The 25548-nt window shown below is 70.8% G+C and carries 22 protein-coding genes and 1 pseudogene; 17 read left to right on the top strand and 6 right to left on the bottom strand.

Annotated features, from left to right (window positions below):
• The first annotated feature begins 705 nt into the window (after positions 1–705).
• From ACGFYV_RS33430 to ACGFYV_RS33420, 3 genes are all read left to right on the top strand, one after another.
• Entirely contained in the window at positions 706–1629 is a 924-nt protein-coding gene (locus ACGFYV_RS33430) for a DMT family transporter (protein ID WP_393882275.1), read from the top strand.
• Between the two features lie 85 nt (positions 1630–1714).
• Entirely contained in the window at positions 1715–2110 is a 396-nt protein-coding gene (locus ACGFYV_RS33425; RefSeq protein WP_393882274.1) for a ribonuclease domain-containing protein, read from the top strand.
• A gap of 150 nt (positions 2111–2260) precedes the next feature.
• Entirely contained in the window at positions 2261–3451 is a 1191-nt protein-coding gene (locus ACGFYV_RS33420) for a cytochrome P450 (protein ID WP_393882273.1), read from the top strand.
• Between the two features lie 13 nt (positions 3452–3464).
• Here ACGFYV_RS33420 and ACGFYV_RS33415 read toward each other — a convergent pair whose 3' ends face one another.
• Entirely contained in the window at positions 3465–4487 is a 1023-nt protein-coding gene (locus ACGFYV_RS33415) for a Gfo/Idh/MocA family oxidoreductase (RefSeq protein WP_393882272.1), read from the bottom strand.
• Between the two features lie 118 nt (positions 4488–4605).
• On the opposite strand from ACGFYV_RS33415, the gene ACGFYV_RS33410 reads away from it, so the two are divergent.
• The 8 genes from ACGFYV_RS33410 to ACGFYV_RS33375 all read left to right on the top strand — a co-directional run bounded on the left by ACGFYV_RS33410 (position 4606) and on the right by ACGFYV_RS33375 (position 15544).
• Positions 4606–5355, top strand: coding sequence for a GntR family transcriptional regulator (locus ACGFYV_RS33410; RefSeq protein WP_393882286.1), 750 nt, complete (start codon positions 4606–4608; stop codon positions 5353–5355).
• 189 nt (positions 5356–5544) lie between these two features.
• Positions 5545–6549 carry a sugar ABC transporter substrate-binding protein gene (locus ACGFYV_RS33405; protein ID WP_393882271.1) on the top strand — a complete coding sequence of 335 codons (1005 nt, stop codon included), beginning with the start codon at positions 5545–5547 and terminating at the stop codon, positions 6547–6549.
• Positions 6546–7580, top strand: a complete 1035-nt coding sequence (locus ACGFYV_RS33400) for an ABC transporter permease (protein WP_393882270.1) — start codon at positions 6546–6548, stop codon at positions 7578–7580. Before ACGFYV_RS33405 ends, ACGFYV_RS33400 begins: the two co-directional genes overlap by 4 nt.
• Entirely contained in the window at positions 7577–8347 is a 771-nt protein-coding gene (locus tag ACGFYV_RS33395) for an ATP-binding cassette domain-containing protein (protein WP_393882269.1), read from the top strand. Before ACGFYV_RS33400 ends, ACGFYV_RS33395 begins: the two co-directional genes overlap by 4 nt.
• Positions 8348–8463: 116 nt before the next feature.
• A complete protein-coding gene (locus ACGFYV_RS33390; RefSeq protein ID WP_393882268.1) occupies positions 8464–9621 on the top strand; it encodes an ROK family glucokinase in 1158 nt (385 codons plus the stop codon).
• Positions 9618–10199 carry a sugar kinase gene (locus ACGFYV_RS33385; RefSeq protein WP_393882267.1) on the top strand — a complete coding sequence of 194 codons (582 nt, stop codon included), beginning with the start codon at positions 9618–9620 and terminating at the stop codon, positions 10197–10199. The genes ACGFYV_RS33390 and ACGFYV_RS33385 overlap by 4 nt, the downstream gene beginning before the upstream one ends.
• A 201-nt stretch (positions 10200–10400) precedes the next feature.
• Complete coding sequence (locus ACGFYV_RS33380) at positions 10401–13262, top strand: DEAD/DEAH box helicase (protein ID WP_393882266.1); 2862 nt, start codon at positions 10401–10403, stop codon at positions 13260–13262.
• Positions 13259–15544: an SWIM zinc finger family protein gene (locus ACGFYV_RS33375; RefSeq protein ID WP_393882265.1), complete on the top strand. Its 2286-nt coding sequence runs from the start codon at positions 13259–13261 to the stop codon at positions 15542–15544. Before ACGFYV_RS33380 ends, ACGFYV_RS33375 begins: the two co-directional genes overlap by 4 nt.
• 44 nt (positions 15545–15588) lie before the next feature.
• On the opposite strand, the gene ACGFYV_RS33370 is transcribed toward ACGFYV_RS33375, so the two are convergent.
• Positions 15589–16167 carry a TetR/AcrR family transcriptional regulator gene (locus tag ACGFYV_RS33370; protein WP_393882264.1) on the bottom strand — a complete coding sequence of 193 codons (579 nt, stop codon included), beginning with the start codon at positions 16165–16167 and terminating at the stop codon, positions 15589–15591.
• A 91-nt stretch (positions 16168–16258) separates the two neighbouring features.
• Between ACGFYV_RS33370 and ACGFYV_RS33365 the strand changes: the two genes are divergently transcribed.
• On the top strand, positions 16259–16705 hold the full coding sequence (locus ACGFYV_RS33365; protein WP_393882263.1) for an anthrone oxygenase family protein: 447 nt from the start codon (positions 16259–16261) through the stop codon (positions 16703–16705).
• A 141-nt stretch (positions 16706–16846) separates the two neighbouring features.
• Positions 16847–16981, top strand: a pseudogene (locus ACGFYV_RS33360) (RNA polymerase subunit sigma); the annotation flags it as partial.
• 148 nt (positions 16982–17129) lie between these two features.
• Here the strand turns inward: ACGFYV_RS33360 and ACGFYV_RS33355 are convergent.
• The 4 genes from ACGFYV_RS33355 to ACGFYV_RS33340 all read right to left on the bottom strand — a co-directional run bounded on the left by ACGFYV_RS33355 (position 17130) and on the right by ACGFYV_RS33340 (position 22847).
• Positions 17130–17873 (bottom strand): DUF1295 domain-containing protein, encoded by a 744-nt coding sequence (locus ACGFYV_RS33355; protein WP_393882285.1) that lies wholly within the window; start codon positions 17871–17873, stop codon positions 17130–17132.
• A 62-nt stretch (positions 17874–17935) separates the two neighbouring features.
• A complete protein-coding gene (locus ACGFYV_RS33350; protein WP_393882262.1) occupies positions 17936–19252 on the bottom strand; it encodes a class I SAM-dependent methyltransferase in 1317 nt (438 codons plus the stop codon).
• Positions 19253–20350: 1098 nt separating this feature from the next.
• The gene (locus tag ACGFYV_RS33345; RefSeq protein WP_393882261.1) at positions 20351–22594 is read right to left on the bottom strand and encodes a hypothetical protein; all 2244 of its coding nucleotides are present in this window, start codon (positions 22592–22594) and stop codon (positions 20351–20353) included.
• Positions 22595–22607: 13 nt separating this feature from the next.
• Positions 22608–22847, bottom strand: a complete 240-nt coding sequence (locus tag ACGFYV_RS33340; protein WP_393882260.1) for a hypothetical protein — start codon at positions 22845–22847, stop codon at positions 22608–22610.
• A 254-nt stretch (positions 22848–23101) separates the two neighbouring features.
• On the opposite strand from ACGFYV_RS33340, the gene ACGFYV_RS33335 reads away from it, so the two are divergent.
• From ACGFYV_RS33335 to ACGFYV_RS33320, 4 genes are all read left to right on the top strand, one after another.
• Entirely contained in the window at positions 23102–23308 is a 207-nt protein-coding gene (locus ACGFYV_RS33335) for a Wadjet anti-phage system protein JetD domain-containing protein (protein ID WP_393882259.1), read from the top strand.
• Positions 23256–23420: a Wadjet anti-phage system protein JetD domain-containing protein gene (locus ACGFYV_RS33330; RefSeq protein WP_393882258.1), complete on the top strand. Its 165-nt coding sequence runs from the start codon at positions 23256–23258 to the stop codon at positions 23418–23420. The genes ACGFYV_RS33335 and ACGFYV_RS33330 overlap by 53 nt, the downstream gene beginning before the upstream one ends.
• A 292-nt stretch (positions 23421–23712) precedes the next feature.
• Positions 23713–24150, top strand: a complete 438-nt coding sequence (locus ACGFYV_RS33325; RefSeq protein ID WP_393882257.1) for a hypothetical protein — start codon at positions 23713–23715, stop codon at positions 24148–24150.
• A 158-nt stretch (positions 24151–24308) separates the two neighbouring features.
• Positions 24309–25547 carry an IS701 family transposase gene (locus tag ACGFYV_RS33320; protein ID WP_393882284.1) on the top strand — a complete coding sequence of 413 codons (1239 nt, stop codon included), beginning with the start codon at positions 24309–24311 and terminating at the stop codon, positions 25545–25547.
• Position 25548 lies beyond the last annotated feature (1 nt).

The raw sequence follows: 25548 nt of genomic DNA, 5'->3' as shown, positions 1-25548 counted from the left end.
GCCACCCGGAGAGGCTGACCTGCCACCCGGAGACGCTGTCCGCCTCCCGGCGAGGCCGATCCGCCTCGCGGAGGGGCTGACTCGGCACCCGGCGATGCCGATCCGCCGCCTGGAGGCGCCGACCCGTCACCTGGCGACGCGGCTGCGCCACCCGGAGAGGCTGACCTGCCACCCGGAGACGCTGTCCGCCTCCCGGCGAGGCCGATCCGCCTCGCGGAGGGGCTGACTCGGCACCCGGCGACGCTGATCCGCCGCTCCTACATCCGGCGGCGCGGCTGTGCCGTCCGGAGAGGCTGATCTGCCTCCCAGAGAGGATGGCTGGGCACCCGGCGACGCCGATCCGCCGCCAGGAAGCGCCGCCCCCTCATCCGGCGACGCGGCTGTGCCGCCCAGAGAGGCTGACCCGTCAACCGGAGAGGCGGATTCGGCACCCGGCGACGCTGACCCGCCGCCTAAAGGCGCCGACCCGCCACCCCGCGCCGCCGACCCGCCCCCCGTTATGTTCTCCACGGCTCCGCAACGGGGCCGCCGCCCCGCCACCCGTCATCCGCCACTCGTCACCCCCCGCCCCCCGCCGACAGCGCCCCCGGCCGAAACCCCTGGCCGAAGATCGTCCCCGCCGGTACGGTGATCGCGTTCCGTGCGAGCCGCCGATGTCTCCGCACCCTGTCCGTACCTCGTCCGGAGACCGGGAGAGCCGCCCCCATGTCGTCCATCGCCGTACCGGGCGCGGTCGTCGCGCCCGGTCGTGCCTGGCACACCGACCTGCCCGTCCTGCTCGTCGCGGTGTGCTGGGGCGCCAGCTATCTGGCCGCCAAGGACATCACGACCCCCCGCACGGTGCTCGCCGTGCTGGTGCTGCGGTTCGCGCTGGTGCTGCCCGTCCTGGCCGTCGCCGGGCGGCGCTCGCTACGGGCGCTGACGGGCGCGCAGTGGCGCGGCGCCGCCCTGCTGGGGCTGATCCTCAGCGGTGTGTTCCTGCTGGAGACGTACGGCGTCGTGCACACGTCGGCGACGAACGCGGGCCTGATCATCAGCCTCACCATGATCTTCACCCCGCTCGCCGAGGCCGCCGTCACACGCACCCGGCCCACCCCGCCCTTCCTCGGCGCCGCCGCCCTGTCGGTGCTCGGCGTCGTCCTGCTCACCCAGGGCGGCGGTTTCACCCGGCCCTCCGCGGGCGACCTGCTGATGCTGCTCGCCGCCCTGGCCCGCACCCTGCACGTCCTCGCCGTGTCCCGGATCCGTGCCGTCCAGAGCGCGGACGCGCTGCCGCTCACCACGGTCCAGCTCGGCACCGCGGTCGCCGTCTTCGCGCTCCTGTCGGCCGGCACGGGCATCAGCACCGGCGGCACCACGCCCTGGGCGACGGCGGTGGACTTCGGCCCGCGGGAGTGGGCGGGGCTGCTGTTCCTGTCCGCGCTGTGCACGCTGTTCGCGTTCTTCGTACAGATGTGGGCCGTGCGCCGCACCTCCCCGTCCCGGGTCAGCCTGCTGCTCGGCACCGAGCCGCTGTGGGCCGCCGCGGCCGGCATCGCGCTCGGCGGGGAGCGGCTCGGGGCGCTCGGTCTCGCGGGCGGCGCGCTGGTGCTCGCGGGGACCGCGTGGGGCCGGCGGACGGCAGGTTAACTTCCCCGGAAGTCACCGGACTTGACGAGTAAATCTTCAACCTTGTCATTGACATGCCATCATCTACGCGCGTCATCATGGAGGCATGCGAATCCCCCCACGCGTCACACGCATCGGCGCCGCAGCCACTCTCCTGTCCGCCCTCCTCGTGGGCGGCACCGTCTCCGCGACCACGGCGGACGCCGCGGTCACCTCAGTCGGCAGCATCTGCCACAGCAGCCTGCCGTCGCAGGCGTACGACACCCTGCGCCTCATCGACCAGGGCGGCCCCTTCCCGTACTCGCAGGACGGCGTCGTCTTCCAGAACCGTGAGCACGTGCTGCCCAGCCAGTCGACCGGCTACTACCACGAGTACACGGTGAAGACCCCCGGCTCCTCCACGCGCGGTGCCCGCCGCATCGTCACGGGCGAGGAGTACCAGGAGGACTACTACACGTCCGACCACTACGCCACGTTCGACCTGATCGACTTCGGCTGCTGAACCGTCCGCCCGACCCTCGCCCCGCGGCCCCGCCCCACACCGGCCGCGGGGCGAGAGGCGTCAGGGGACGGGCACCAATCGCGCACCCCGCCCGTTGTCCTCGTACCGGGGTGATCCCGGTGGGCCTCGGGGGAGTCCGGAAGGGGAGCGATGGACAGGCGACAGGTGGTCGATCTGGGGGAGTTCGGGGACGCGTTCCGCGAGGATCCCCATCCGGTGTACACGCGGCTGCGCGAGCGGGGCCCCGTGCACCGCGTCCGGCTGCAGGGGGCGGACGCGGGCATGGAGGTCTGGCTGATCGTGGGGTACGAGGAGGCGCGCGCGGCCCTCGCCGACCCCCGGCTCGCCAAGGACGTCTCCAGGATCGGCGTGACCTTCCTGGACGAGGAGCTGATCGGCAAACACCTGCTCGCCACCGACCCGCCCCGGCACACCCGTCTGCGGAGCCTCGTCACGCGCGCGTTCACGATGCGCCGGATCGAGCGACTGCGCCCCCGCATCCAGCGGATCACCGACGACCTGCTCGACGAGATGCTGCCCCACGGCCGCGCCGACCTCATCGAGTCGCTCGCCTTCCCGCTGCCCATCACCGTCATCTGCGAACTCCTCGGCGTCCCGGACATGGACCGCGCGGCGTTCCGCAAGCTGTCCACCGAGGTGGTCGCACCGGCCGACTCGCAGACGGAGTACGACGCGGTCGTCGGCCTCGCCGACTACCTCACCGAACTGATCGAGGACAAGCGCTGCTCAGCCCCCACCGACGACCTGCTCAGCGACCTGATCCGCACCACCGCCGAGGACGGTGACCGGCTGTCCGTGGAGGAACTGCGCGGCATGGCCTTCCTGCTGCTCATCGCCGGCCACGAGACCACGGTCAACCTCATCGGCAACGGCGTCCACGCCCTGCTCACCCACCCCGGCCAACTCGCCGCCCTGCGCGCCGACATGGACCTCCTGGACGGCGCGATCGAGGAGATGCTGCGCTACGAGGGCCCGGTGGAGGGTGCCACGTACCGGTTCGCCGTGGAGCCCCTGGAGATCGGCGGCACGGCGATCGAGCAGGGTGCCCCGGTGATCGTCGGACTCACCGCGTCCGACCGCGACGCCGGGCGCTACGACGACCCGCACCGGTTCGACATCCGCCGCGACACCCGCGGCCACCTCGCCTTCGGGCACGGCATCCACTTCTGCCTGGGCGCACCGCTGGCCCGGCTGGAGGGGCGCACAGCCGTCGGCACCCTCCTGGAGCGCGCCCCCGCACTCGCCCTCGACGGTGCGCCGGGCGAGTGGCTGCCGGGCCTGCTGATGAGAGGGATGCGGAGCCTGCCGGTGCGCTGGTGAGCCGTCCGGGCGGTCAGCCGTACGGGAGCGCCGGCCGGTCCGGGATCTCCGCGAGCCGCACCGGGCGGCGCTCGCGCCGGGAGAGTTCGCAGGCCTCGGCGATCCGCAGCGCCTGGAGGGCCTCGTAGCCGTCGCAGGGGTTGGCCAGCGTGCCGTGCAGCACCTGGACGAAGGCGTTCAGCTCGGCCTCGTAGGCGGGCCCGAACCGCTCAAGGAAACCCGTCCACGGCTTGTCGGCGGGCGGCGGCCCGGTCGGCTCGGTGGACGCGATCGGCGTGCGGTCGTCCAGGCCCACGACGACGGTGTCCCGCTCCCCGGCCAGCTCCATGCGGACGTCGTAGCCGGCGCCGTTGAGCCGGGTCGCGGTCGCCGTGGCCTGCGTGCCGTCGTCCAGGGTGAGCAGGGCCGCCCCGGTGTCCACGTCACCGGCCTCGCGGAACATCGCGGGCCCGGCGTCGGAACCGGTCGCGTACACGTCGACCACTTCACGGCCCGTCACCCAGCGCAGCACGTCGAAGTCGTGGATCAGCGTGTCCCGGAACAGCCCGCCGGACAGCGGCAGCCACTCCGGCGGGGGAGGGGACTGGTCGCAGGTCATCGCACGCACCGTGTGCAGCCGCCCGAGCCGGCCCGAGCGCACCGCCTCCCGGGCACCCGCGTACCCCGCGTCGAAGCGCCGCTGGAAGCCCATCTGCAGCACGGTGCCCGCCGCCTCCACCTCGGCGAGCGCCTGCAGGGTGCCCGGCAGGTCGAGCGCGATCGGCTTCTCGCAGAACACCGGCAGGCCCGAGCGGGCGGCCCGGCCGATCAGTTCGGCGTGCGCCGCGGTCGCGGTGGTGATCACCACGGCGTCCACGCCCCACCTGAAGATCTCGTCCACCCCCGGCGCGGCCGTCTCACCCAGCCGATGCGCCAGCGCCTGTGCCCGCGCGGGGTCGGCGTCCGTCAGGATCAGCGCCCCGACCTCGTGATGGCGGCTGAGCGTGTTCGCGTGGACGGCGCCGATGCGACCCGTCCCGATGACCCCGATGCGCATGGAAACAAAGTGAGGGCGGACCCCGCGCGCTGTCAATGTGCATGTCCGGACAATCGGACTTCACGACTTCTCGTCAACCGGGCACACGACTACGCTCGGGCATGTGCCCAAACCAGATGTGGACCCGACCGTCGCGCTCGAGCTCCGTGTGGACCGCAGTTCCCCCGTGCCGCTGTACTTCCAGCTCTCCCAGCAGCTGGAGGCCGCCATCGAGCACGGCAGCCTCACCCCGGGCAGCCTGCTGGGCAACGAGATCGAACTGGCCGCACGCCTCGGCCTGTCCCGGCCCACCGTCCGTCAGGCCATCCAGTCCCTCGTCGACAAGGGCCTGCTGGTCCGCCGTCGCGGTGTCGGCACCCAGGTCGTGCACAGCCAGGTCAAGCGCCCGCTGGAGCTGAGCAGCCTCTACGACGACCTGGAGGCGGCCGGTCAGCACCCCGCCACCAAGGTCCTGGTCAACACCGTCGTCCCCGCCTCCAGCGAGGTCGCCGCCGCGCTCGGGATCGCCGAGGGGAGCGACGTGCACCGCGTCGAGCGGCTGCGCCTCGCGCACGGCGAGCCGATGGCGTACCTGGTCAACCATCTGCCGCCCGGCCTGCTCGACCTGGACACCGGCCGGCTGGAGGCCACCGGTCTGTACCGGCTGATGCGGTCCGCCGGGATCACCCTGCACAGTGCCCGGCAGTCCATCGGCGCCCGCGCCGCCACCTCCGCCGAGGCCGAGCGGCTCGCCGAGACCGACGGTGCCCCGCTGCTCACCATGCAACGCGTCACATTCGACGACACCGGCCGCGCGGTCGAGTTCGGCGACCACACCTACCGCCCGACCCGCTACTCCTTCGAGTTCCAGCTGCTCGTACGGCCCTGAGCGGGTCCGCCGCGCGGCCGTGAACGCCCGCCCGGGTTCGCCATGATGTCCGGACAATGTGACCGGCGTGCGCTCCCCGGCCGCGTCATGAGTGTCTCCTGTGTTCGATACTGGGGTGTTCGGGGCCGCCGAGGCACACGCCACGCGGCCCCCGCGTACGGACGGACACAGCAAGAAGGGCACGGCCTCGTGGCACGGTTTCGGACCTGGGTAGGCATAGCGCTGGCGGGGGCACTCTCCGTGTCCCTCGCCGCCTGCAGCAGCACCGGCGGCAAGCGGGCCGAGGACGCCCGCAAGGCCGCCGCGGCCCAGGGGCGGGCGGCGGTGAACACGCCCCGCTGGACCTTCGCGATGATCACCCACTCCGGAGACGGCGACACCTTCTGGGACATCGTGCAGAGCGGTGCCAAGCAGGCCGCCCTCAAGGACAACATCAACTTCCTCTACTCGCACGACGACGAGGCCCAGCAGCAGGCCCAGCTGGTGGACGCGGCGGTCGACAAGAAGGTCGACGGCATCATCGTCACCCTCGCCAAGCCCGACGCCCTCAAGGCCGCCGTGGCCCGCGCCGAGAAGGCCGGCATCCCCGTGGTCACCGTGAACTCCGGCTCCGAGGAGTCCAAGGCCTTCGGCGCCCTCACCCACATCGGCCAGGACGAGACCGTCGCCGGCGAGGCCGTCGGCGACGAACTGAACAAGCGCGGGAAGAAGAAGGCCCTGTGCGTCCTGCACGAGCAGGGCAACGTCGGCCACGAGCAGCGCTGCGACGGCGTCGCCAAGACCTTCCACGGCAGCGTCCAGAAGCTCTACGTCAACGGCACCAACATGCCCGACGTGCAGTCCGCGATCGAGGCCAAGCTCCAGGCCGACAAGTCCGTCGACGCCGTCGTCACCCTGGGCGCCCCCTACGCCGACACCGCCGTGAAGGCGAAGACCGACGCGGGCAGCAAGGCCGAGATCGACACCTTCGACCTCAACGCCAAGGTCGCCGCCGAGCTGAAGAGCGACACCCTCGGCTTCGCCGTGGACCAGCAGCCGTACCTCCAGGGCTACCAGGCCGTCGACCTGCTGTGGCTCCACAGGTACAACGGCGACGTCCTCGGCGGCGGCAAGCCGGTCCTCACCGGCCCGCAGATCATCACCAAGGACCAGGCAGGCGCGCTCGCGGACTACACCGCGCGGGGCACGCGATGAGCGCGATCTCCCGCAGCGACGAACGGCTGCTCCGGACCTCACCCCTGCGCAAACTCCTCACCCGCCCCGAACTGGGCTCGATCGTCGGCGCGCTCGCCGTGTTCGCGGTCTTCGCCGTCGTGGCCGACGGCTTCCTGCGCGCCACCAGCCTCAGCACGGTCCTGTACGCCTCCTCGACCATCGGCATCATGGCCGTACCCGTGGCCCTGCTGATGATCGGCGGCGAGTTCGACCTGTCGGCGGGCGTCCTCGTGACCTCCTCGGCGCTGGTCTCCTCGCTCTTCAGCTACCAGATGACGGCGAACACCTGGGTCGGCGCGGGCGTGTCCCTGCTGGTCACCCTCGCCATCGGCGCCTTCAACGGCTTCATGCTCACCCGCACCAAGCTCCCCAGCTTCATCATCACGCTGGGCACGTTCCTGATGCTGACCGGCATGAACCTCGGCTTCACCAAGCTGATCGACGGCACGGTCTCCACCAAGACCATCGCCGACATGGAGGGCTTTCCGAGCGCCCACGCCGTCTTCGCCTCGACCCTCACCATCGGCGGCGTCGCCGTGAAGGTCACCATCCTGTGGTGGCTCGCCCTGGTCGCGCTCGCCTCCTGGATCCTGCTGCGCACCCGCGCCGGCAACTGGATCTTCGCGGTCGGCGGCAACGAGGACGCGGCCCGCGCGGTCGGCGTCCCGGTCGCAAAGACCAAGATCGGCCTCTACATGGGTGTCGCGTTCGGCGCCTGGATCTCCGGCCAGCACCTGCTCTTCTCCTTCGACACCGTCCAGTCCGGCGAAGGCGTCGGCAACGAGCTGATCTACATCATCGCGGCCGTCATCGGCGGCTGCCTGATCACCGGCGGCTACGGCAGCGCGATCGGCTCTGCGGTCGGCGCGCTCCTGTTCGGCATGACGAGCAAGGGCATCGTCTTCGCCGAGTGGAACCCCGACTGGTTCACGTTCTTCCTCGGAGCGATGCTGCTCCTCGCGACCCTGCTGAACGCCTGGGTCCGCAAGCGCGCGGAGGCGACCAAGTGACTCTCGTCGAGCTGACCGGAGTCAGCAAGCACTATGGCTCCGTCCGCGCCCTCGAAGGCGTCTCGCTGGAGGTCCACGCCGGTGAGATCACCTGCGTCCTCGGCGACAACGGAGCCGGCAAGTCGACCCTCATCAAGATCGTCGCGGGCCTGCACCGGCACGACGGCGGCACGCTGAGCATCGACGGGGAGGAGACGACCCTCTCCTCCCCGCGCGAGGCCCTGGACCGCGGCATCGCCACGGTCTACCAGGACCTCGCGGTCGTCCCCCTCATGCCGGTGTGGCGCAACTTCTTCCTCGGCTCCGAACCCCGCAAGGGCGTGGGCCCCTTCAAGCGCATGGACGTCGACTTCATGCGCCGCACCACCCACGCCGAACTGCTGCGCATGGGCATCGACCTGCGCGACGTCGACCAGCCCATCGGCACCCTCTCGGGCGGCGAACGCCAGTGCGTGGCCATCGCCAGGGCGGTTTACTTCGGCGCCAAGGTCCTCGTCCTCGACGAGCCGACGGCGGCACTGGGGGTGAAGCAGTCAGGTGTGGTCCTCAAATATGTGGCGGCGGCACGCGACAACGGCCTGGGCGTTGTCTTCATCACCCACAACCCGCACCACGCATACCTGGTGGGGGACCGCTTCGTACTCCTGCGACGCGGCACAATGGTGGGCAATTACACACGGGACGACATCACACTGGACGAGCTGACCCAGCAGATGGCCGGGGGCTCCGACCTGGACGCGCTGCGCCACGAACTGCGGCGCACCTGAAGGGGCGCGGGGAACCGCGCGAAGAAACCCCCGCGCACCCGCGGTCGGCAATACGCGCGCACCCCGCCCCCTTCTCCGACCGCACCCTTACCCGCGGTGAGGCAGAATCGAGCCCGATGAGCACCTACCGCGACCTCACCGCCCCCATCGGCTCCCGCCGAGCCCCGGTCCTGCGGACCGTCGGCACCCGGGAACGCCGATCCCACCTGACCGCACCCCGCGTGCCCACGGTCGGGATCGACATCGGCGGCACCAAGGTCATGGCGGGTGTCGTGGACGCCGACGGCAACATCCTGGAGAAGCTCCGCACGGAGACCCCCGACAAGTCCAAGAGCCCCAGGGTCGTCGAGGACACCATCGTCGAGCTGGTCCTCGACCTCTCCGACCGGCACGACGTCCACGCCGTCGGCATCGGCGCCGCCGGCTGGGTCGACGCCGACCGCAACCGCGTCCTGTTCGCACCCCACCTGTCCTGGCGCAACGAGCCGCTGCGCGACCGCCTCGCCGGCCGCCTGTCCGTACCGGTCCTCGTGGACAACGACGCGAACACCGCCGCCTGGGCGGAGTGGCGCTTCGGCGCGGGACGCGGCGAGGACCACCTCGTCATGATCACGCTCGGCACCGGAATCGGCGGTGCCATCCTTGAGGACGGCCAGGTCAAGCGCGGCAAGTACGGCGTCGCCGGCGAGTTCGGCCATATGCAGGTCGTCCCCGGCGGACACCGCTGCCCGTGCGGCAACCGCGGCTGCTGGGAGCAGTACAGCTCCGGCAACGCCCTCGTCCGCGAGGCCAGGGAACTGGCCGCCGCCGACTCGCCGGTGGCCTACGGGATCATCGAGCACGTCAAGGGCAACATCGGCGACATCACCGGCCCGATGATCACCGAGCTGGCGCGCGACGGCGACGCCATGTGCATCGAGCTGCTCCAGGACATCGGCCAGTGGCTCGGCGTCGGCATCGCCAACCTCGCGGCGGCCCTCGACCCGTCCTGCTTCGTGATCGGCGGTGGCGTCAGCGCAGCCGACGACCTGCTCATCGGCCCGGCCCGGGACGCCTTCAAGCGCCATCTCACCGGACGCGGCTACCGCCCCGAGGCCCGCATCACCCGCGCCCAGCTCGGCCCCGAGGCCGGCATGGTCGGCGCCGCCGACCTCGCCCGGCTGGTCGCCCGCCGCTTCCGCCGCGCCAAGCGGCGCCGGGTGGAGCGGTACGAACGCTACGAGCGGTACACACAGGCCCGCCGGGACCGGGACGCCGACCGGGACACCGTATGACGACGACACTTCCCCGCCAGGCCACGGCCCCGGACGGACAGGGCTCCGCGCCCGAGGGCGGCCGCCACAAGATCGTGCGCAGGACCATCACCCTGCTGATCATCGTGCTGCTCATCGGCATCCCGGCCTTCTACCTGAACATCTCCGCCGACCAGAGCCGCGAGAGCGGCAAGGCCAAGGAGGACAAGTACGCGGCCACCGGTCTCACCCCGGGCTGGCCGTCGAAGGTGCAGCGCCGCCTCTACCAGGTCGCGGTCCCGCACCCCGCCGACTCCCTCGCCTCCTACGAGACCAACAACTGGCGCACCAGCCGCCTGTACGTGCAGTTCCGCACCACCGACGCCGGTCTGGACAGCTTCCTGGGCGCCATGGGCGTGCGCCGGGACCAGCTGAAGAAGGACCACATCACCATCGGCGCCCGCGACCGCGAGGTCACCGGCTGGGACTTCACCGGCCCCGGCGCCTGGTCGGGCCTCACCCACAAGCAGAAGAACCCCGCGCCCACCCAGGACGTGGTCGTGAACACGGCCGACCCCGTCTACCCGACGGTGTACGTCGTCTCCCGCACCGTGCCGTGACCGAGCCGGCCGTGACAGGGGTCGGGCGTGACCGGGCGGTCGTGACCGAGTCGGCCGTGACCGGGCGGTCGTGACCGAGTCGGTAGGGCCTTCTGCCCTTGCGCCACCTGGCCCTCACCAGTGTCCGGAGCCGATTGTCAGACCCCGCCCGTACAGTCGAAGACGTCTGATCCGAAACACGGGCGGGAGGTGGCAGGACGTATGAGCGAGGGCACGGCCGCGGTGGCCGAACGCACGGAGGGCTCCGGCCCGTTTCCGGGTCCCGTTCCGGTCCGGCTCGCGTCCGTCTACCTTCCCGCGCCCCTCCCGCGCCACGGCCGCATCGCCTTCTGGGACCCCGACGGCGGCCCGCTGCCCGCCGGCACCGGCCTCGACGAAACCGCCCTCGACGAGCTGACCGTCGTACGACGCCAGGGCGCGACCGTGCGCCGACGGCAGGTGCCCGCGCTGACCCTGCCCCTCGCCGACGCCCTGCCGCTCCTGGTCCAAGCCCGGCGCGACCCGGCCGCCCACCCGGCCACGGCCTGCTGGGGCGCCGCCGCGCTGCACGCGCTGCGACTGGTCGCGCGGGGCCGGCTGCTGCCCGGCCTCACCCCGAGCGGCCACGACGCCTGGCGCGCCGGCCCGCTGGAACCCGACGACATCGCCCACCTGCGCGCGGTGGCCGCGGCCCTGCCCCCGGAGGGCCACGCCGTGCCCCTGCCGGATCCCGGACCACTGCGGCTGCCCGAGCCGGAAGCGCTGGTCCGCTCCTTCCTGGACGCGGTCGCCGACACCCTGCCCCGCACCCCCGCCGCCCTCCACACCTGCGGCCGTCCCTTCGCCGCCCGCGCGGCCCAGGTGCTGCCCGGCGCCCACGACTGGGCGGCCGAGGTCGCCGCCGGCATGGACGCGGGCGTGCGGATCTCGCTGCGCCTCGACCTGTCCGCGCACGACATCTTCGACGCGGGAGCCGGCGAGGGCGCGCGCGCCGCGGGCGCGGCGATCGTGCAGGTGCACAGCCTCGCCGACCCGACCCTGGTGACCGACGCGGCCGACCTGTGGGCGGGCGAGGCCGGCACGGCCTTCGGCCCCCGCGCGCGCGTGGACGCCGCCCTCGCCGTCCGGCGCGCGGCCCGCGTGTGGCCGCCCCTGGACCGGCTCGCCGAACACGACGTCCCCGACGTCCTCGCCCTGTCCGAGGACGAACTGGGCGACCTGCTCGGTGCGGCGGCCTCCCGGCTCGCCGCCACCGGCGTCGCCGTGCACTGGCCCCGGGACCTCGCCCGCGACCTCACCGCCACCGCGGTGGTACGGCCCGCTCCCGGCTCGGCGACCGACGGCACCGGCTTCTTCGAGACCGGGGAACTGCTCCGGTTCCGCTGGCAGCTGGCGATCGGCGGGGATCCGCTCAGCGAGGCCGAGATGGACGAACTCGCCGAGGCCCACCGCCCGGTCGTACGGCTCCGCGACCACTGGGTCCTGGTCGACCCGGCCCTCGTCCGCAAGGCCCGCAAACGCGAACTGGGCCTGCTCGACCCGGTCGACGCGCTGTCCGTCGCACTCACCGGCACCGCCGAGGTCGACGGCGAGCGCGTCGAGGCCGTCCCCGTCGGCGCGCTCGCCGCACTGCGCGACCGCCTCACGGCCGGACCGCGCCCCGCCGAACCCCCCGCCGGACTCGCCGCCACCCTCCGCGACTACCAACTCCGCGGCCTGGCCTGGCTCGACCTCATGACCTCCCTCGGCCTCGGCGGCTGCCTCGCCGACGACATGGGCCTCGGCAAGACGATCACCCTCATCGCCCTGCACCTGAAGCGGGCCCGCACCGAGCCGACCCTCGTGATCTGCCCCGCCTCCCTGCTCGGCAACTGGCAGCGGGAGATCACCCGGTTCGCCCCCGGCGTCCCCGTCCGCCGCTTCCACGGCCAGGACCGCACCCTGGACGATCTGGCCGGCGGTTTCGTCCTCACCACCTACGGCACCATGCGCTCCGCCGCCGCGCACCTCGCCGAGCAGCCCTGGGGCATGGTCGTCGCCGACGAGGCACAGCACGTGAAGAACCCGTACTCCGCGACCGCCAAGGCGCTGCGCACCATCCCCGCCCCCGCGCGCGTGGCCCTCACCGGCACCCCGGTCGAGAACAACCTCTCCGAACTGTGGGCCCTGCTCGACTGGACCACCCCCGGACTCCTCGGCCCCCTCACCTCCTTCCGCGCCCGGCACGCCCGCGCGGTGGAGAACGGTGAGGACCCCGAGGCGGTGGAGCGTCTGTCCCGCCTGGTCCGGCCCTTCCTGCTGCGCCGCAAGAAGTCCGACCCCGGCATCGTCCCCGAACTGCCGCCCAAGACCGAGACCGACCACCCCGTCCCGCTCACCCGGGAACAGGCCGCGCTGTACGAGGCGACGGTGCGCGAGTCGATGCTGGCCATCGAGACCGCCGAGGGCATCGCCCGACGGGGCCTCGTCCTCAAGCTCCTCGGCGCCCTCAAGCAGATCTGCGACCACCCGGCGCTGTACCTCAAGGAGGCGGCCAGCCCCGACCGGCTTGCCGCCCGTTCCGGCAAACTCGCCCTGCTGGACGAGCTGTTGGACACCGTCCTCGCCGAGGACGGCTCCGCGCTCGTCTTCACCCAGTACGTCGGCATGGCCCGCCTCATCACCGCCCACCTGTCCGCACGCGCGATCCCCGTGGACCTCCTGCACGGCGGCACACCGGTGCTGGAGCGCGAACGCATGGTGGACCGCTTCCAGAACGGCGAGACTCCGGTCCTCGTCCTCTCCCTCAAGGCGGCCGGCACCGGCCTCAACCTCACCCGCGCCGGCCACGTCGTCCACTTCGACCGCTGGTGGAACCCGGCCGTCGAGGAACAGGCCACCGACCGCGCCTACCGCATCGGCCAGACCCAGCCCGTCCAGGTCCACCGCCTGGTCACCGAGGGCACGGTGGAGGACCGCATCGCCGAGATGCTGGAATCCAAGCGCGCCCTCGCCGACGCCGTCCTCGGCTCCGGGGAGTCCGCCCTCACCGAACTGACCGACCGCGAGCTGTCCGACCTGGTCTCCCTGCGGAGGACCCCGTGACCACCGGAACCCCCCGCCCCGCCGACGCCGCCCGCCGCGCCCTGCGGGCCGCCCGGGAACGAGCGGAGACGGACCGCGAGGCGGACAGCGCCGAGCAGTCGGCGGCCTGCCCTGCCGAGGTGAAGTCCGGGTCCGGCGCGGTGGCAAGGGAAGCTCTGCGAGCGGCGGTGGCGGCGCGTTCGGCGCGGCGGGACGAGGCCGACGTGGACGGGCCGAGGACGGCCGGGACTGCGGGGGCGGCGGGGACCTCGGGAGCGGCGGGGGCGGAGAGGGCAGTGGGGGCTGTCGGCGGGGCGGCGACCGGCCGGGAGGACGAGTCGTTGGCGGACGGGCCGACGGCGGACGAGTCCAAGGCGGACGAGTCCGAGGCGGACGAGTCGATGGCGGACGACGCTGCCGATGGGCGACCGCGCGGGCAGCAGGACATCCGTACGTCCACGTCCGACGGATCCCCCACCGAGGCAGTCCGCACCTCGACCGATGACACCTCCGGCCCCGGCATCCGCCCCGAGCCGTCGGCCGGCGAAGCGCCCTCGGCCGGAAGCCGACCGGGGGACGTCGCCCGTGAGGCGTTGCGCGCGGCCCGCAGGCAAGCGCTCCTCGCCGAGTCAGAGGCTGCGAAGCCGGACGACAGGCGCTCGCGCCGCACCGGGGCACGTCCTGCCGCCGCCCACCCCGGGGAGGAATCCCGGACCCCTCGCTCCCAAGCGGCCCACGACATGCGGCAGTTCCTCGCCACCGCCTTCCGCATGCCGTCCGGGACCGACAGCCCGGAGGGCCTCGGCGACAGGGGCGAGGCCGACAGGGGCGAGGCCGACACGCGCGACGCCGGTACCTTCGCGGACGCCACCACCCGGATGGCGCCCCACTCTCCGGCCTCCACCCGGGAACCCGGCACCAAGGCCCCGGCGCCCGGCGTCCGCGCATCCACCGCACCCGGAGGCGTCAGTCCGGCCCCCGCACCCGCCCTTCCCCACGTACCCGCCCCTCCCCACGTACCCGCCACCATGGCCACCCCCCACCGTGACACCGAACTGCGCCGCACCTTCCCGGCGTTCCGGGCGAGGCAGGCCTTCGCGGAGGGCGCCGGCGCCGTCTTCGCCGAGAGCTGGTGGGGAAACGCCTGGGTCGAGGCGCTGGAGCAGGGGGCGTTGGACGCCAAGCGGCTGGGCCGGGGGCGTGGTTACGCGGACGGGGGCAACGTCGACTCGATCACGGTGACCCCCGGGCTCGTGCTGGCGTACGTGCGGGGGAGCAGGCCGCGGCCGTACCGGGTGCAGGTGCGGTTGCGGACACTGGAGGACGCGGACTGGGAGCGGTTCCTCGACACGGCCGCCGACCGGCCGGGGCACATCGCGGCGCTGCTGGACAAGGAGTTGCCCCAGTCCCTGGCCGACTGCGGCGTGCCCCTGCTGCCCGGCCCCGGCGACCTCGACCCGCACTGCAGCTGCCCCGACTCGGGCCACCCCTGCAAGCACGCGGCCGCCCTCTGCTACCAGACGGCACGCCTGCTCGACGCCGACCCCTTCGTGCTGCTCCTGCTGCGCGGCCGGGGCGAGCGACAACTGCTCGACGCGCTGTCCCGGCGCAGCGCCGCCCGCGCGGCCCGCGCCGCCCAGGAAGGGCAGCCGGGCGCGCTCCCGGGCATCCGGGCCTCACAAGCCCTGACGCCCCGCCAACTACCGCCCCTTCCCCTGCCGTTGCCCGCACCACCGCACCCCGAGCAGCCCCCGGTGTACCCGGCGGCGCCGGGCGGCCCGGACCCCTTCGCGCTCGACCAGCTCGCGACGGACGCCGCCGCCCGCGCGCACGCCCTCCTCACCACTGGCCGCGACCCGGTCGGCGAGCTGACGCTGTGGCAGGACGCGGTGCGCCTTGCCGCCGCCCGCCCCGGCTCCGGTCTGACCGCCACCACCCGCACCCTGTACGCCACGCTCGCCACGGCCACCGGCCGCACCACGGCCGACCTGGCGCGCGCGGTCGCCGCCTGGCGGCAGGGCGGCCTCGCCGGCCTGACCGTCCTGGAGGAACCGTGGGACCCGCCGGCGGGCCGCTTCGACCGCGCCCGCCCGCTCCTGCTCGCCGCCGACCTGCCGGCCTTCCGCCCCTGGCGCAACCACCTCACCCACCCCCGCGGTCACGTCCAGCTCCGCCTGGGCCGGGACGGCCTCTGGTACGCCTACGAGTCCGACCCCGGCCACGACGACTGGTGGCCGCGCAGCACCCCCGACCTCGACCCGATCGGCGCCCTGACCGGCCTGGACACCGCGAGCGACCTGTGACCGGCCTGTGACTGACCTGTGAGCGCCGGGGGCTTCCGGGGTGGTCAGACGACGGCGAGCCGGTCCACCAGCAGTTGCACCCTCGACTCGGTGTCCCCCGGCGGCAGCCGTCCCGCTCGGGTCAGGGTGGCCAGCCCGTGCAGGGCCGCCCAGAACACCTCGGTGAACAGCCCCGGGTGGACACCGTCCCCGGCGACCTCGTCGAGGGTTTCCAGCAGGGCGGCGAAGGCGTCCTTCAGCGGTTGCGGGGTGTCCTCGTCCGCGAAGGCCAGGCCGCCGTCGAGCTCGAACATGGCGTCGTAGACCGCCGGGTTGCGCGTGGCGAAGCCGAGGTAGGTGCGGGCGAGGGCGGTGACGCGGGAGCGAGGTCCGTCCGCGGCGGAGGTCGCGGCCCGCAGTGCGGCGGCCATCTCGGCGGCGCCTTCGAGGGCGACGGCGCCGATGATCTCGCGCTTGCCGCGGAAGTGGCTGTAGAGGACGGGCTGGCTGTACTCGATGCGCTCGGCGAGCCGGCGGGTGGTGACCGCGTCCCAGCCCTGCTGCTCGGCGAGTTCGCGGGCTGTCGCCACGATGAGGCGCTCGCGGTCCGCCCGTTCGCGCTGCTTGCGTTCCTGTACCGACATGACGCGATGCTAGCACCGCTAGACATACGAGCGGCGGCAGCGCTAGCGTTGCCTCATCATCTAGCGCCGCTAGATCTCTGGAGGGGTCATCATGCTCAACGCACTCGAGGTGTTCACCACTGTGGTCGTCGGTGTGATGGTGGGGGTGGAGTTCTCCGTCGCCTTCGTCATGAACCGAATCTTCGACGCCCTTCCCGAGGACAGCGGCCAGCTCGGCCGCGCCCACGGGGGCCGGATGCTCGGCGCCGTGATGCCGGTCTGGTACATCACCTCGCTCGTCCTCGTCGCCGTCTGGGCCATCGCCGGACGGCACCGCCCCGGCGCCGGTCTCGTCGTCACCGCCGGCGCGCTGCTGATCCTCAGCGTGGTCATGTCGATCCTGCTGCTCGTCCCGATCAACAACCGGGGCAAGACGTGGACCCCCGAGAACCGGCCCGACGACTGGAAGGAGCAGATGAACCGCTGGGACCGCTTCCACTACGTCCGCGTCGCCGTCATCATCGCCGCCTTCACCCTGCTGGTCGCCGCCCTCGCCTGATCGAGCGATCCACCGGATCGGAGTTCAGCGCGAGGTGAGAACCCGCCCACTGGTCACGACCCGCTGCGCGCCCTGGTCGCCGCAAGCAGCCGGAGCCGGTGTTTCCGGACGGACCGGTAACCGTGTTCACCGACGACAAGGATCCGCTCCGTCCTCGGGGTCGCCTGGGCCGTTTTGCGTGATCAGGCGCAGTCCGGGGAGGCGCTGGTGGAGGTGTGGCGTACAGCCCCCCACTACCGGCCCGAGCGCGGCACGGCCATCTGGATCCTCATCCTCCCGATCTGTGCCTCCGGGGTCGGCATGACGGTGGGGCCGACCGGTGGATCGAAGCAGCCGACCTCGACGCCGGTCGCCCTGCTCGGCGTGCCGGCGTGAGGGTCCGCGTGGGGTGCCCCACCCGTCGGCGGGGCACCCCACGCGGCTATCAGCCTCGGCGTGGCCGCCGGGGGAAGAAGCCGCTGGTGCGGGCCGCGTACGCGTCCCACCCGGGGCGGCCGGCCATGTGCCGTTCCAGGAGTCGTTTCCCGCTCCCCTTGATCAGCAGAACGCTCATCACCAGCGGTGAGATGACGGACACGACGGTGGCCTGCCATCCGCCGTCGCATGCGACGAGGAACAGCCCCCACCAGATAAGGAAGTCTCCGAAGTAGTTGGGGTGCCGGGTCAGCCGCCACAGACCCCGCTCCATGATGCGGCCCCGGTTGGCCGGGTCCGCCTTGAAGCGGGCCAGCTGGGCGTCGCCGACGGCCTCGAAGAACAGACCGAAAGCCCAGACGGCCGTGCCGGCGAAGGCCAGGGCGGACAGTGGCCGGGACGTGTACTGGGCGGCCTGCACCGGCAGGGACACCAGCCACACCAGGGCCCCCTGCAACAGATAGATTATCCGCAGGGCGTACAGGTTCCGGTTGCCCCGCGCGCGGGCCAGCAACGCCGCATAGCGCGGGTCCTCACCGTGGCCGCGGCCCCGCCGGGAGATGTGCACCGCGAGCCGCAGCCCCCATATGACGGTCAGAAAGGTGACCAGCAGACGTCTGCCCGTGTTGCCCTGGCCCACCGAGAGACCGAAGGTCACCGCGGCCACTGCGGCGAAGGCCGGCCCCCAGGCAATGTCAGCGACACGGTGCATGTCCAGATTGACGGCGATGGCGAATGTGCCCAGCATGACCATCAGGGCGGTCACTGCCGCCCATCCAAGGTTGGCAGCGAAATCACCCCAGGCGAATGCCGCATTCACCGCTGCGCCAGGTGCCCGTACCAGCTGGCCGCTTCCGCCCCGGTCAGGCCACTGTCACCTGTGGCCGTCGGGCGCACGGCGAGGAACTGGTCCACCCCCATGCGCCGCTCCTCGAAGGCCAGGGCGCCGCCTATCAGGTACAGCCGCCACACCCGGGCCGTCTCCTCGCCGACCAACCGGACGAACTCTGCCCAGTGTTCCTCCAGCGTGCGGTGCCAGGCGTTGATGGTGCGCGCGTAGTGTTCGCGCAGCGACTCCACCGACCGGACCTCGAGGCCGGCGGCTTCCAGCAGGCCGACGGTTTCGCCCACCGGCCGCATGTGCATATCCGGGGCGATGTACGCCTCGATGAACGCGCCGCCGCCCGGTGCGGTCGCACCGCGGGACATCTGCTGGACCAGCACCCGCCCGCGTGGGCGGACCAGCCGGTGCAGGGCGGCGGCGAAAGCGGGGTATTCCTCGTCTCCGACGTGCTCGCCCATCTCGACGGTGGCGACGGCGTCGTAGGCGGAGCCCGTGATGTCCCGGTAGTCCTGGCACACCACCTCCACCCGGTCCTCCAGCCCTCGCTCGCGCACTTGCTCCCGCACGTATGCGGCCTGCTCACGGGCCAGGGTGACGGCGGTGACCTGTGTCTTGTGCTCCTGCGCGGCATATAAGGTGAGCGAGCCCCAGCCGCAGCCGATGTCCAGGAGGCGGGCACCGGGTGCGAGGCCGAGCTTGCGGCAGATCAGCTCCAGCTTGGCGCGCTGCGCGTCGGCCGGGGAGGCCTCGGGCTCCTCGCTGGTCCAGTAGCCGCAGGAGTAGGCCATCGTCTCGTCGAGCAGCAGACGGTAGAAGTCGTTGGACAGGTCGTAGTGGTGGCTGATGGCCGCCCGGTCGCGGGCCTTGCTGTGCAGGCCGCCGCGCAGCCGTGCCTGGGTCGCGGGCGCGGGCGGGCGCGGGCCGACGGCGCCGAGCCGCACCGCCTCAGCGATCACGCGGGTCCAGTCGGCCGGGGACAGCCGAGGAGCATGCAGGCCTCGCTCCCGCACGGCGGCCCACATGGCACGCAGCCCCTGGGCCAGGTCGCCCTCCACGTCGATCTCGCCCGTGACGTACGCCTGGGCGAGGCCGAGTTCGCCGGGTTGCCACAGCAGGCGGCGTAGTGCACGGCGGGAGCGCACGACGACCACGGGGGCGCCGGCGGGGCCACTCTCGCTGCCGTCCCAGGTACGCAGCCGCACCGGCAGAGGCCCGCCGAGCGCGTCCTCCGCGAGGACGGCGAGGCGGTTCGCGGCACCGGTAGGGACTGGGGTGCGGGCGGTGGTCATGGGGCCGGGTTCTCCTTAGTGAGCAGATACTGCTGGACATCGAGATAGCCGGCTCGGGAGCCAGCCTCAGAATAGGCCAGGGGGTCCGCTTGCTGGTGTGGACCAGTGGTAGTGACTGAGAGCATGCGGCTACGGCCAAGCCTTCTACCGAGTGTTCACCGTGCGGTGCTCAAGCTGCTGTTGGGCGGGATTCCGGAAGGTTTCCAGGTGAGTCACGCCAAACCTCATCCATGCCACGACACTTGACGCCGCAACGCGAACCGCCTGGAGACCGTGGTCAAAGAGAAGCAGTCCGGGAGCGGGGCAAAGCCCACTACGTTCACCCCGGCGATGTGACATCTCGTGACAGATGAGAGGCTCAGGCAGGTGAGCGAGACACCACCGAACACCCTGCAATACCGCTTTGACGGGCCAGAAGATGCTCCCGTCCTGATCCTGGGCCCCTCGCTGGGCACCACGTGGCACATGTAGGCGGAAGCGTCTTCTGGCGTCCACGTGGTCCAAAGTGGTGCTGTTTGTACAGGTGAGGGCACTGCGGTCCCGGTGCCTCGATGGTGTTCGTGACAGGCAAGTGACAGAACAGGCAATGCGGAGCCCCGCTGGTCGGCGGATTCCAGTGATCATTCCGGCGGGGCTTCGTCGTGCGGCTGGGCAAGACGGGATAGGGCTCGTACTGGACGCCCTGTTGTACTCGGGCTCGCCGCTGTCGAGCACGCGGAGCAGGGAGGCGGTGACGATGCGGGTGCTGCGGCCGATGCGGAGCACACGGCACGGAAACCTTCCTTGGCAAACCAGGTCGTAGCCCTTCGCCTTCGAGCGCCCCAACGCCTTGGACGCTTCCTCCAGGCTGGGGCACTTTCAAACGTACGCAGCTGCGGAGCTCGGAGAGTGCGGACAGGCGGTACGCAGGGTCGGTTGGGTAGGTACCCGGAGCTGGCCGCTTCCTGGGGCCAGGCAGGGTTAGTTGAGCGTGGAAGCACCATGTCAATGAAGGTCAGCCGGTTTGGCGGGCGATCACACCTATGGGGTGGTGCGGACCGGGTCCCGGGCTGGATCGACGCATGATTGGCCACGCAGGGTTGGCCCGCCAACAACGCGTCAGATGGGTTCCGTCATCTCCTCCATGAGCTCAGGCAGCCTGCGTAGCTTGGATAGCGTCTGGTTGAGGAGGCGCACGGTCGTATCGGCCCGCTGCCGGCTGATGGGTTTGGGGACGGACTCCGCGCGGCCCTGTTCCGCGAGGTGGCTTAGGAGTTCGCCGATTTCGGCGGAGGCCGTGTGCAGGCCACGGACCTGTTCCTCGACCCGGGTCACCAGGGCCTCGACGGTGAAGGGTTCATCCGGAGAGGCGGCTGACCTGTCGGCGTCGTCCGGCGTATCGGTGTCAGGCGCTTCGGATTGGGCCGGGATGGCAGGGGCGGGCGGTGGCGCGAGGGGTTGCGTGGGCGCTGATGCCACGGGTGCGGGCGTTGGTGTCGGGGGGGAGAGCGCGGGCAGCATAGGTGACGGGAGGGGCGTAGACGCCGTCAGTGCGGTGAGCGACGGCGGTGCAGCCGCTTCGGTCTTGCGGGGCCGGGTACCCGTGTCCTTCGGGAATTCGTTATCGAACCAGAGCGGTGTCATCTCCCTCCCTGTCATTTCCTTGCCGGAGCCGCTGACGCGCCAGGGCCGCCGGTCTCCGTCGTCCATGGCCGCGGCCAGCGACTTGAGTACGCCGACTGCCATCAGCCGGCTCTTCTCGTACCGCAGGGCCTGCAGGCAGTTCATGACGGTCCTGCGGGATCGGCGAATCCGTTCCCCTCCGTCGCCGATCGCTTCCTGGCCGTCGAGCGAGCCCCGGTCGGCCTCGATGATGCCGAAGGAGGCCAGCCAGTGCGCCGCCCTATAGGACACTAGTTCGTCGAAGGCGTCGTCATCGGTGTCCGCGGCGGAGAGTAGTTCAGGCAGCCTGCGCCCGGAGAGGACGATTCCCTCCCTGGCCCGGGTGGAGAAAACCTGACCCACGCGGGGGTTCCACGGTGCTGGGTAGCTCTCTGAGGTCAGCGCGGACCATGTGCGGGCCCGCTGGTTGATCTCTCCCGACTTGAGCTGGGACGGCGGGTTCTCGCTGAGCGCGCGCCGCAGCAGATGACGTTTGCGCGGATCCACTGGAAACAGTTCCTGCAACAACCGCATGGAGCGCAGGTCTCGCAGCTCGGAGACCGTCATGTCCACCGACGCATCCGGGAGTTCACGGATCGGCGTGAGCCCGGAAAGGACCTCCGCCGTCTTCTCGTCCATGACCTGTTGCTCCACGTACATTCCGAGAACGCTCCGTCCCAGCGCGCGTGAGCGGTCGAGGGCGTCGAACTCCAGCGGCGGGTGGACGTGATCTCGCCGGTTGTTCATCTGTACGATGCGGTAGAGCCGCTGCGGAGTGGGTGTGCCGATTACCAGATGTGCGTCCACCACGGCGATGGCGGCAGCGCGTCGTGCCCGTGAGCCGCTCGTCGGATCGAGTTCGCCGTCGCCCGTTTCCGCGAACTCTCTGTTGAGTACGGCGGAGAATTCCGGGAGCCAGTCACGGGGGTCGCAGATGATCTCTTCCCCCTCCCGTTCGAGCTTCTCTGCCGGGACGCCGGCCAGCACTTCACTGGATGTCAAACGGAAAATCGATTGCCGTTTCTGTGTTCGATTATTCCCTCGAACTGCCATCCATCCCCAATAAGCATCCGGGTAAAGGGGGTTGCCGTCAGAGTCCCTCTCCGGGTTCTCCTCGATCCTCACTTGCTGAGGGACGTACATTCCGGGGTCTTGTTGTCCGTTGAGGACGAGGTCTTCCTCAAGGTCGTATGGGCGGACGCGGTCCCGCCTCTTCAGCTCGTCCGCCGCGTCCTCGGCATTCATGATCAACGTGCGCCGGTTGGTCACGACGCTTTCCAGTGCGGCGAAACACGTCTCGTGTCCAGTGTCGTCGACTCCCACCCATGCCCGGACCGAAGTCAAGGTTCTCTCTGTCTCCCGGCCGACGGTCGGATCCGCGACGGAGCGCCAGATGGAGCTGATCCGCTCGTTGTGGCCCCATTGCACCCCACCGACGCCGTGCATGCGTACGACGGCGACGACCATGTCACCGGCGTCTGTATGGATGCGTCGGACCGCGTTTGCCTTGAGCATGCGTACGCCGTGGGCGTTGGGCTCGCTCAAGGTGTCGTCGGGATCAACGATGAAGGGGGCAATGTTCTCCAGTGCGCCACGGGGAAGATTCGCCCCCTCGGTCGCCAGTACGGCCTTGATCCATGCCTCTTGCTTCTCCCGAGAAACCGGAACCGGGAACGGACCGTTGAAGTTGCTCTCGCTCATGTCCTACCTCACATCATTTGGAGTCCCGGATGAGTTCCATGACCCACTGGATTCCCCTGGCTGCCCATCGGTAGACTGGGTTGCCCGTCAGGGCTGCGACCAGCGTGAACACGATCTGAAGGATCCGCAGGCGATCCTTCATCCGCTTGCGGCGTGCCAACTTGATCTCCGCTTCGGCCAGTTCCCGATCCTTTTGTCGCTTCTCCCTGGCGGATTCTTCGGAAGAGCGGTCAGGTTCGGGGGATGAAAGCATGGCTGAGGCCCTTCGGGTGGCGCGGCCGTACGTCGACCGGTTGGCCAACACCCGTTCCGCAATGGCGCGTTAGGAACACGAAGCATGTTGGCGCCGGGAGTCAGGAGAGCGCCACGATTATCGGCTAGGTGTGCCCCTTCGAGTGACGGGGTGCACCCCTGTTCCTATCGGGCAGAGGCGAACGCGCACTCTATTGGCGCGGTTAGTAAAAGCAAGCTAACGGGCCGCATGTCGCACAGGGTTGCCGGACTCGCATGCGGGAGATTCGAGTAGCCGGGAGGGGGTTGACGAATCGACAGTCAAGCGGCAATGGCTGCTTTGCCATCCTTAACCGGCTGCGCCGGACCTGTGCGCACGCGCAGTCGATCCTGATGAACCGGCCCACTCTCCTGGAGCACCGCGGGCGGGGTGAAGGGAGATGCGCCCACCTACCGGCCGCTCCGCACACTCACGCCGGATGAAGCCGATGTATATGGCAGCCTCGTGGGCGGCGACTTCGGCCCGAACGAGCGACTCGAACAAGAACGCGTGCGGTTCCACCTGCTTGAGGACGCCATCAACGAGCTTCGCTAGGCGTTGAGCAGCCCTCGGCCGGGCTGTCGGTGATCGAGTACGCCCGCACCATCTGAACGATCACACAACGTCGTGATTCATTACTGGGAAAGGCTCATTGCGTGGGCATTGACAGGCAAATATCCGCAGACGAACGTGCAGCTCCTGCCTGACCCCATCTCTGTCAGCCTTGGGTGAGACGCCCCGCTTCGTCGGGTTAGTACTCCGGCTGTAGATCGTGATCTTGATGGCTTCGGCAGGGCTGTCCGGGTTCGTGCTCTCCCGAGGCGGTCTGAGCAGGCACCATGCACGGGTGAGCATCATCATCAAGTTCTTCATCGCCCCTGACGACACCTCAGCAGCGAGCTCCGTGGACAGCGGGCCGGACGGAGTCTTCGGGTCACTGACCTGCGGCAACTTCGATGCCTCCGAGGCGGTGATCGAGTGGGAGAGCCTGCTCACCGGACAGAGCTTCGAGGCGCTCGTCGCATCCGATGAGCCGCATACGGTTGCTGACCCCGGAGAAGAGGGCGGCCCACTGCTGTTCGTCGTCTCGGACGCGCTCCAAGGGGCGCTGACCGCTGCTTCGACTGATCGCCTTGCCGAGGTCGGCAAACTGTGGATCCAGGAACGGGCTGCCGAGGGCGAGGCTTTCGACCCCGAGATGGTGGGGGAACTCCTGAGTGATCTGGCGGACCTGGCCCGCACCGCCGACGGGCGGGGCCACGGCCTGTACTGCTGGATGGCCTGACGTCTCGGCTGTCACCGTGCAGTCCCGACGTCTGGACCCGGCGGGACGACTGCAGCCACCGGTGATCATCGTGGCTTGTGAAGACAACGAACGATCAAGCGGTGGCCGCAGGTCACAGCGTAGACCCGGCCCGATGGCGGAACGCATTCGAGGGCCTGATGGACCGGATCGCGGGCCGTTTCACACGTGTGGAGCCGCGGCGGCGAGTCAAGCGGTTGATGCTTGGCCTCCTGTCGGATCTCCCGCGCAAGAACTGCTGGACGATCGCCGAATGGGTCGGGGAGTCCACTCCGGACGCCATGCACCACCTGCTCAGCCGGGCCAAATGGGATGCCGACGCAGTGCGTGACGATGTACGGGGCTACGTGGTGGAGCACCTGTACGACGAGCAGGCGGTGCTGGTCGTCGACGAGACCGGGGACGTGAAAAAGGGCACCGGCACGGTCGGGGTCCAACGTCAGTACACGGGCACCGCCGGCCGGATCGAAAATGCCCAGGTCGCTGTCTACATGGTCTATGCCAGTCGGCGCGGGCACGCCGCAGTGGACCGGGAGTTGTACGTCCCACGCTCCTGGACCTCCGACCCAGGCCGCTGCCGTGACGCCGGGCTCGGCGGGGACGCCTCTTTCACCACCAAACCGGAACTGGCCGCGCGCATGGTCGCCCGGTTCCTCGACGCTGGCCACAAGGCCTCATGGGTAGCGGGCGACGAGGTCTACGGCGGCAACCCGAAACTCCGCAGTGTGCTGGAGGAGCGAGGGACCGGCTACGTTCTCGCGGTGGCCCGTTCGCACGAAGTCGCCACCGTTGCCGGGAAGTTCCGCGCCGATACCCTGGTCAAGAAGGTGCCCAAGCGGGGCTGGCAGAAGCTGTCGGCCGGAGCCGGGGCGAAGGGCCTCCGCTACTACGACTGGGCGGTCATCGACCTCGCCGACTCCCGGCCAGGGAGCCGACAACTGCTGATCCGCCGCAACCGCAGCAGCGGCGAGCTCGCCTACTACCGCTGCTATGCGCCCACCGCCGTGCCGCTGACCGAACTGGTGCGGGTGGCTGGCTCAAGGTGGCGGGTGGAGGAGTTCTTCCAGTCCGGAAAGGGCTTGGCCGCTCTGGACGAGCACCAGGTGCGCCGCTACGCGTCCTGGTCCCGCTGGGTCACCCTCGCCATGCTGGCCCACGTCTTCCTCGCTGTCGTCCGGGCCGAGGAGCACGACCGCCAACCGGTACCGAACAGCAGCCTCATACCGCTCACCTGTAACGAGATTCAGCGCCTGTTTATCACTCTCGTCATCCGGCCCACCCACGATGCAGCCCACTGGCTCCGCTGGTCCGACTGGCGACGCCGACACCAGGCCCGATCCAAGGCTGGCCATTACCAGCGGCAAGCCGCTGAAGCATGAA

It is taken from the genome of Streptomyces sp. NPDC048297, assembly GCF_043201585.1.
Taxonomy (GTDB): Bacteria; Actinomycetota; Actinomycetes; order Streptomycetales; family Streptomycetaceae; genus Streptomyces.
This window is presented reverse-complemented; position numbering and strand designations above follow the sequence as displayed.

What these genes read in the sequence shown, in the direction of transcription:
- ACGFYV_RS33415 (WP_393882272.1), bottom strand. Translation starts at nt 4,487, where the DNA reads ATGCGCATCGGGGTCATCGGGACGGGTCGCATCGGCGCCGTCCACGCG.
- ACGFYV_RS33420 (WP_393882273.1), top strand. Translation starts at nt 2,261, where the DNA reads ATGGACAGGCGACAGGTGGTCGATCTGGGGGAGTTCGGGGACGCGTTC.
- ACGFYV_RS33385 (WP_393882267.1), top strand. Translation starts at nt 9,618, where the DNA reads ATGACGACGACACTTCCCCGCCAGGCCACGGCCCCGGACGGACAGGGC.
- ACGFYV_RS33390 (WP_393882268.1), top strand. Translation starts at nt 8,464, where the DNA reads ATGAGCACCTACCGCGACCTCACCGCCCCCATCGGCTCCCGCCGAGCC.
- ACGFYV_RS33335 (WP_393882259.1), top strand. Translation starts at nt 23,102, where the DNA reads ATGCGGGAGATTCGAGTAGCCGGGAGGGGGTTGACGAATCGACAGTCA.
- ACGFYV_RS33365 (WP_393882263.1), top strand. Translation starts at nt 16,259, where the DNA reads ATGCTCAACGCACTCGAGGTGTTCACCACTGTGGTCGTCGGTGTGATG.
- ACGFYV_RS33400 (WP_393882270.1), top strand. Translation starts at nt 6,546, where the DNA reads ATGAGCGCGATCTCCCGCAGCGACGAACGGCTGCTCCGGACCTCACCC.
- ACGFYV_RS33340 (WP_393882260.1), bottom strand. Translation starts at nt 22,847, where the DNA reads ATGCTTTCATCCCCCGAACCTGACCGCTCTTCCGAAGAATCCGCCAGG.
- ACGFYV_RS33425 (WP_393882274.1), top strand. Translation starts at nt 1,715, where the DNA reads ATGCGAATCCCCCCACGCGTCACACGCATCGGCGCCGCAGCCACTCTC.
- ACGFYV_RS33380 (WP_393882266.1), top strand. Translation starts at nt 10,401, where the DNA reads ATGAGCGAGGGCACGGCCGCGGTGGCCGAACGCACGGAGGGCTCCGGC.
- ACGFYV_RS33355 (WP_393882285.1), bottom strand. Translation starts at nt 17,873, where the DNA reads ATGGTCATGCTGGGCACATTCGCCATCGCCGTCAATCTGGACATGCAC.
- ACGFYV_RS33320 (WP_393882284.1), top strand. Translation starts at nt 24,309, where the DNA reads ATGGACCGGATCGCGGGCCGTTTCACACGTGTGGAGCCGCGGCGGCGA.
- ACGFYV_RS33345 (WP_393882261.1), bottom strand. Translation starts at nt 22,594, where the DNA reads ATGAGCGAGAGCAACTTCAACGGTCCGTTCCCGGTTCCGGTTTCTCGG.
- ACGFYV_RS33430 (WP_393882275.1), top strand. Translation starts at nt 706, where the DNA reads ATGTCGTCCATCGCCGTACCGGGCGCGGTCGTCGCGCCCGGTCGTGCC.
- ACGFYV_RS33350 (WP_393882262.1), bottom strand. Translation starts at nt 19,252, where the DNA reads ATGACCACCGCCCGCACCCCAGTCCCTACCGGTGCCGCGAACCGCCTC.
- ACGFYV_RS33370 (WP_393882264.1), bottom strand. Translation starts at nt 16,167, where the DNA reads ATGTCGGTACAGGAACGCAAGCAGCGCGAACGGGCGGACCGCGAGCGC.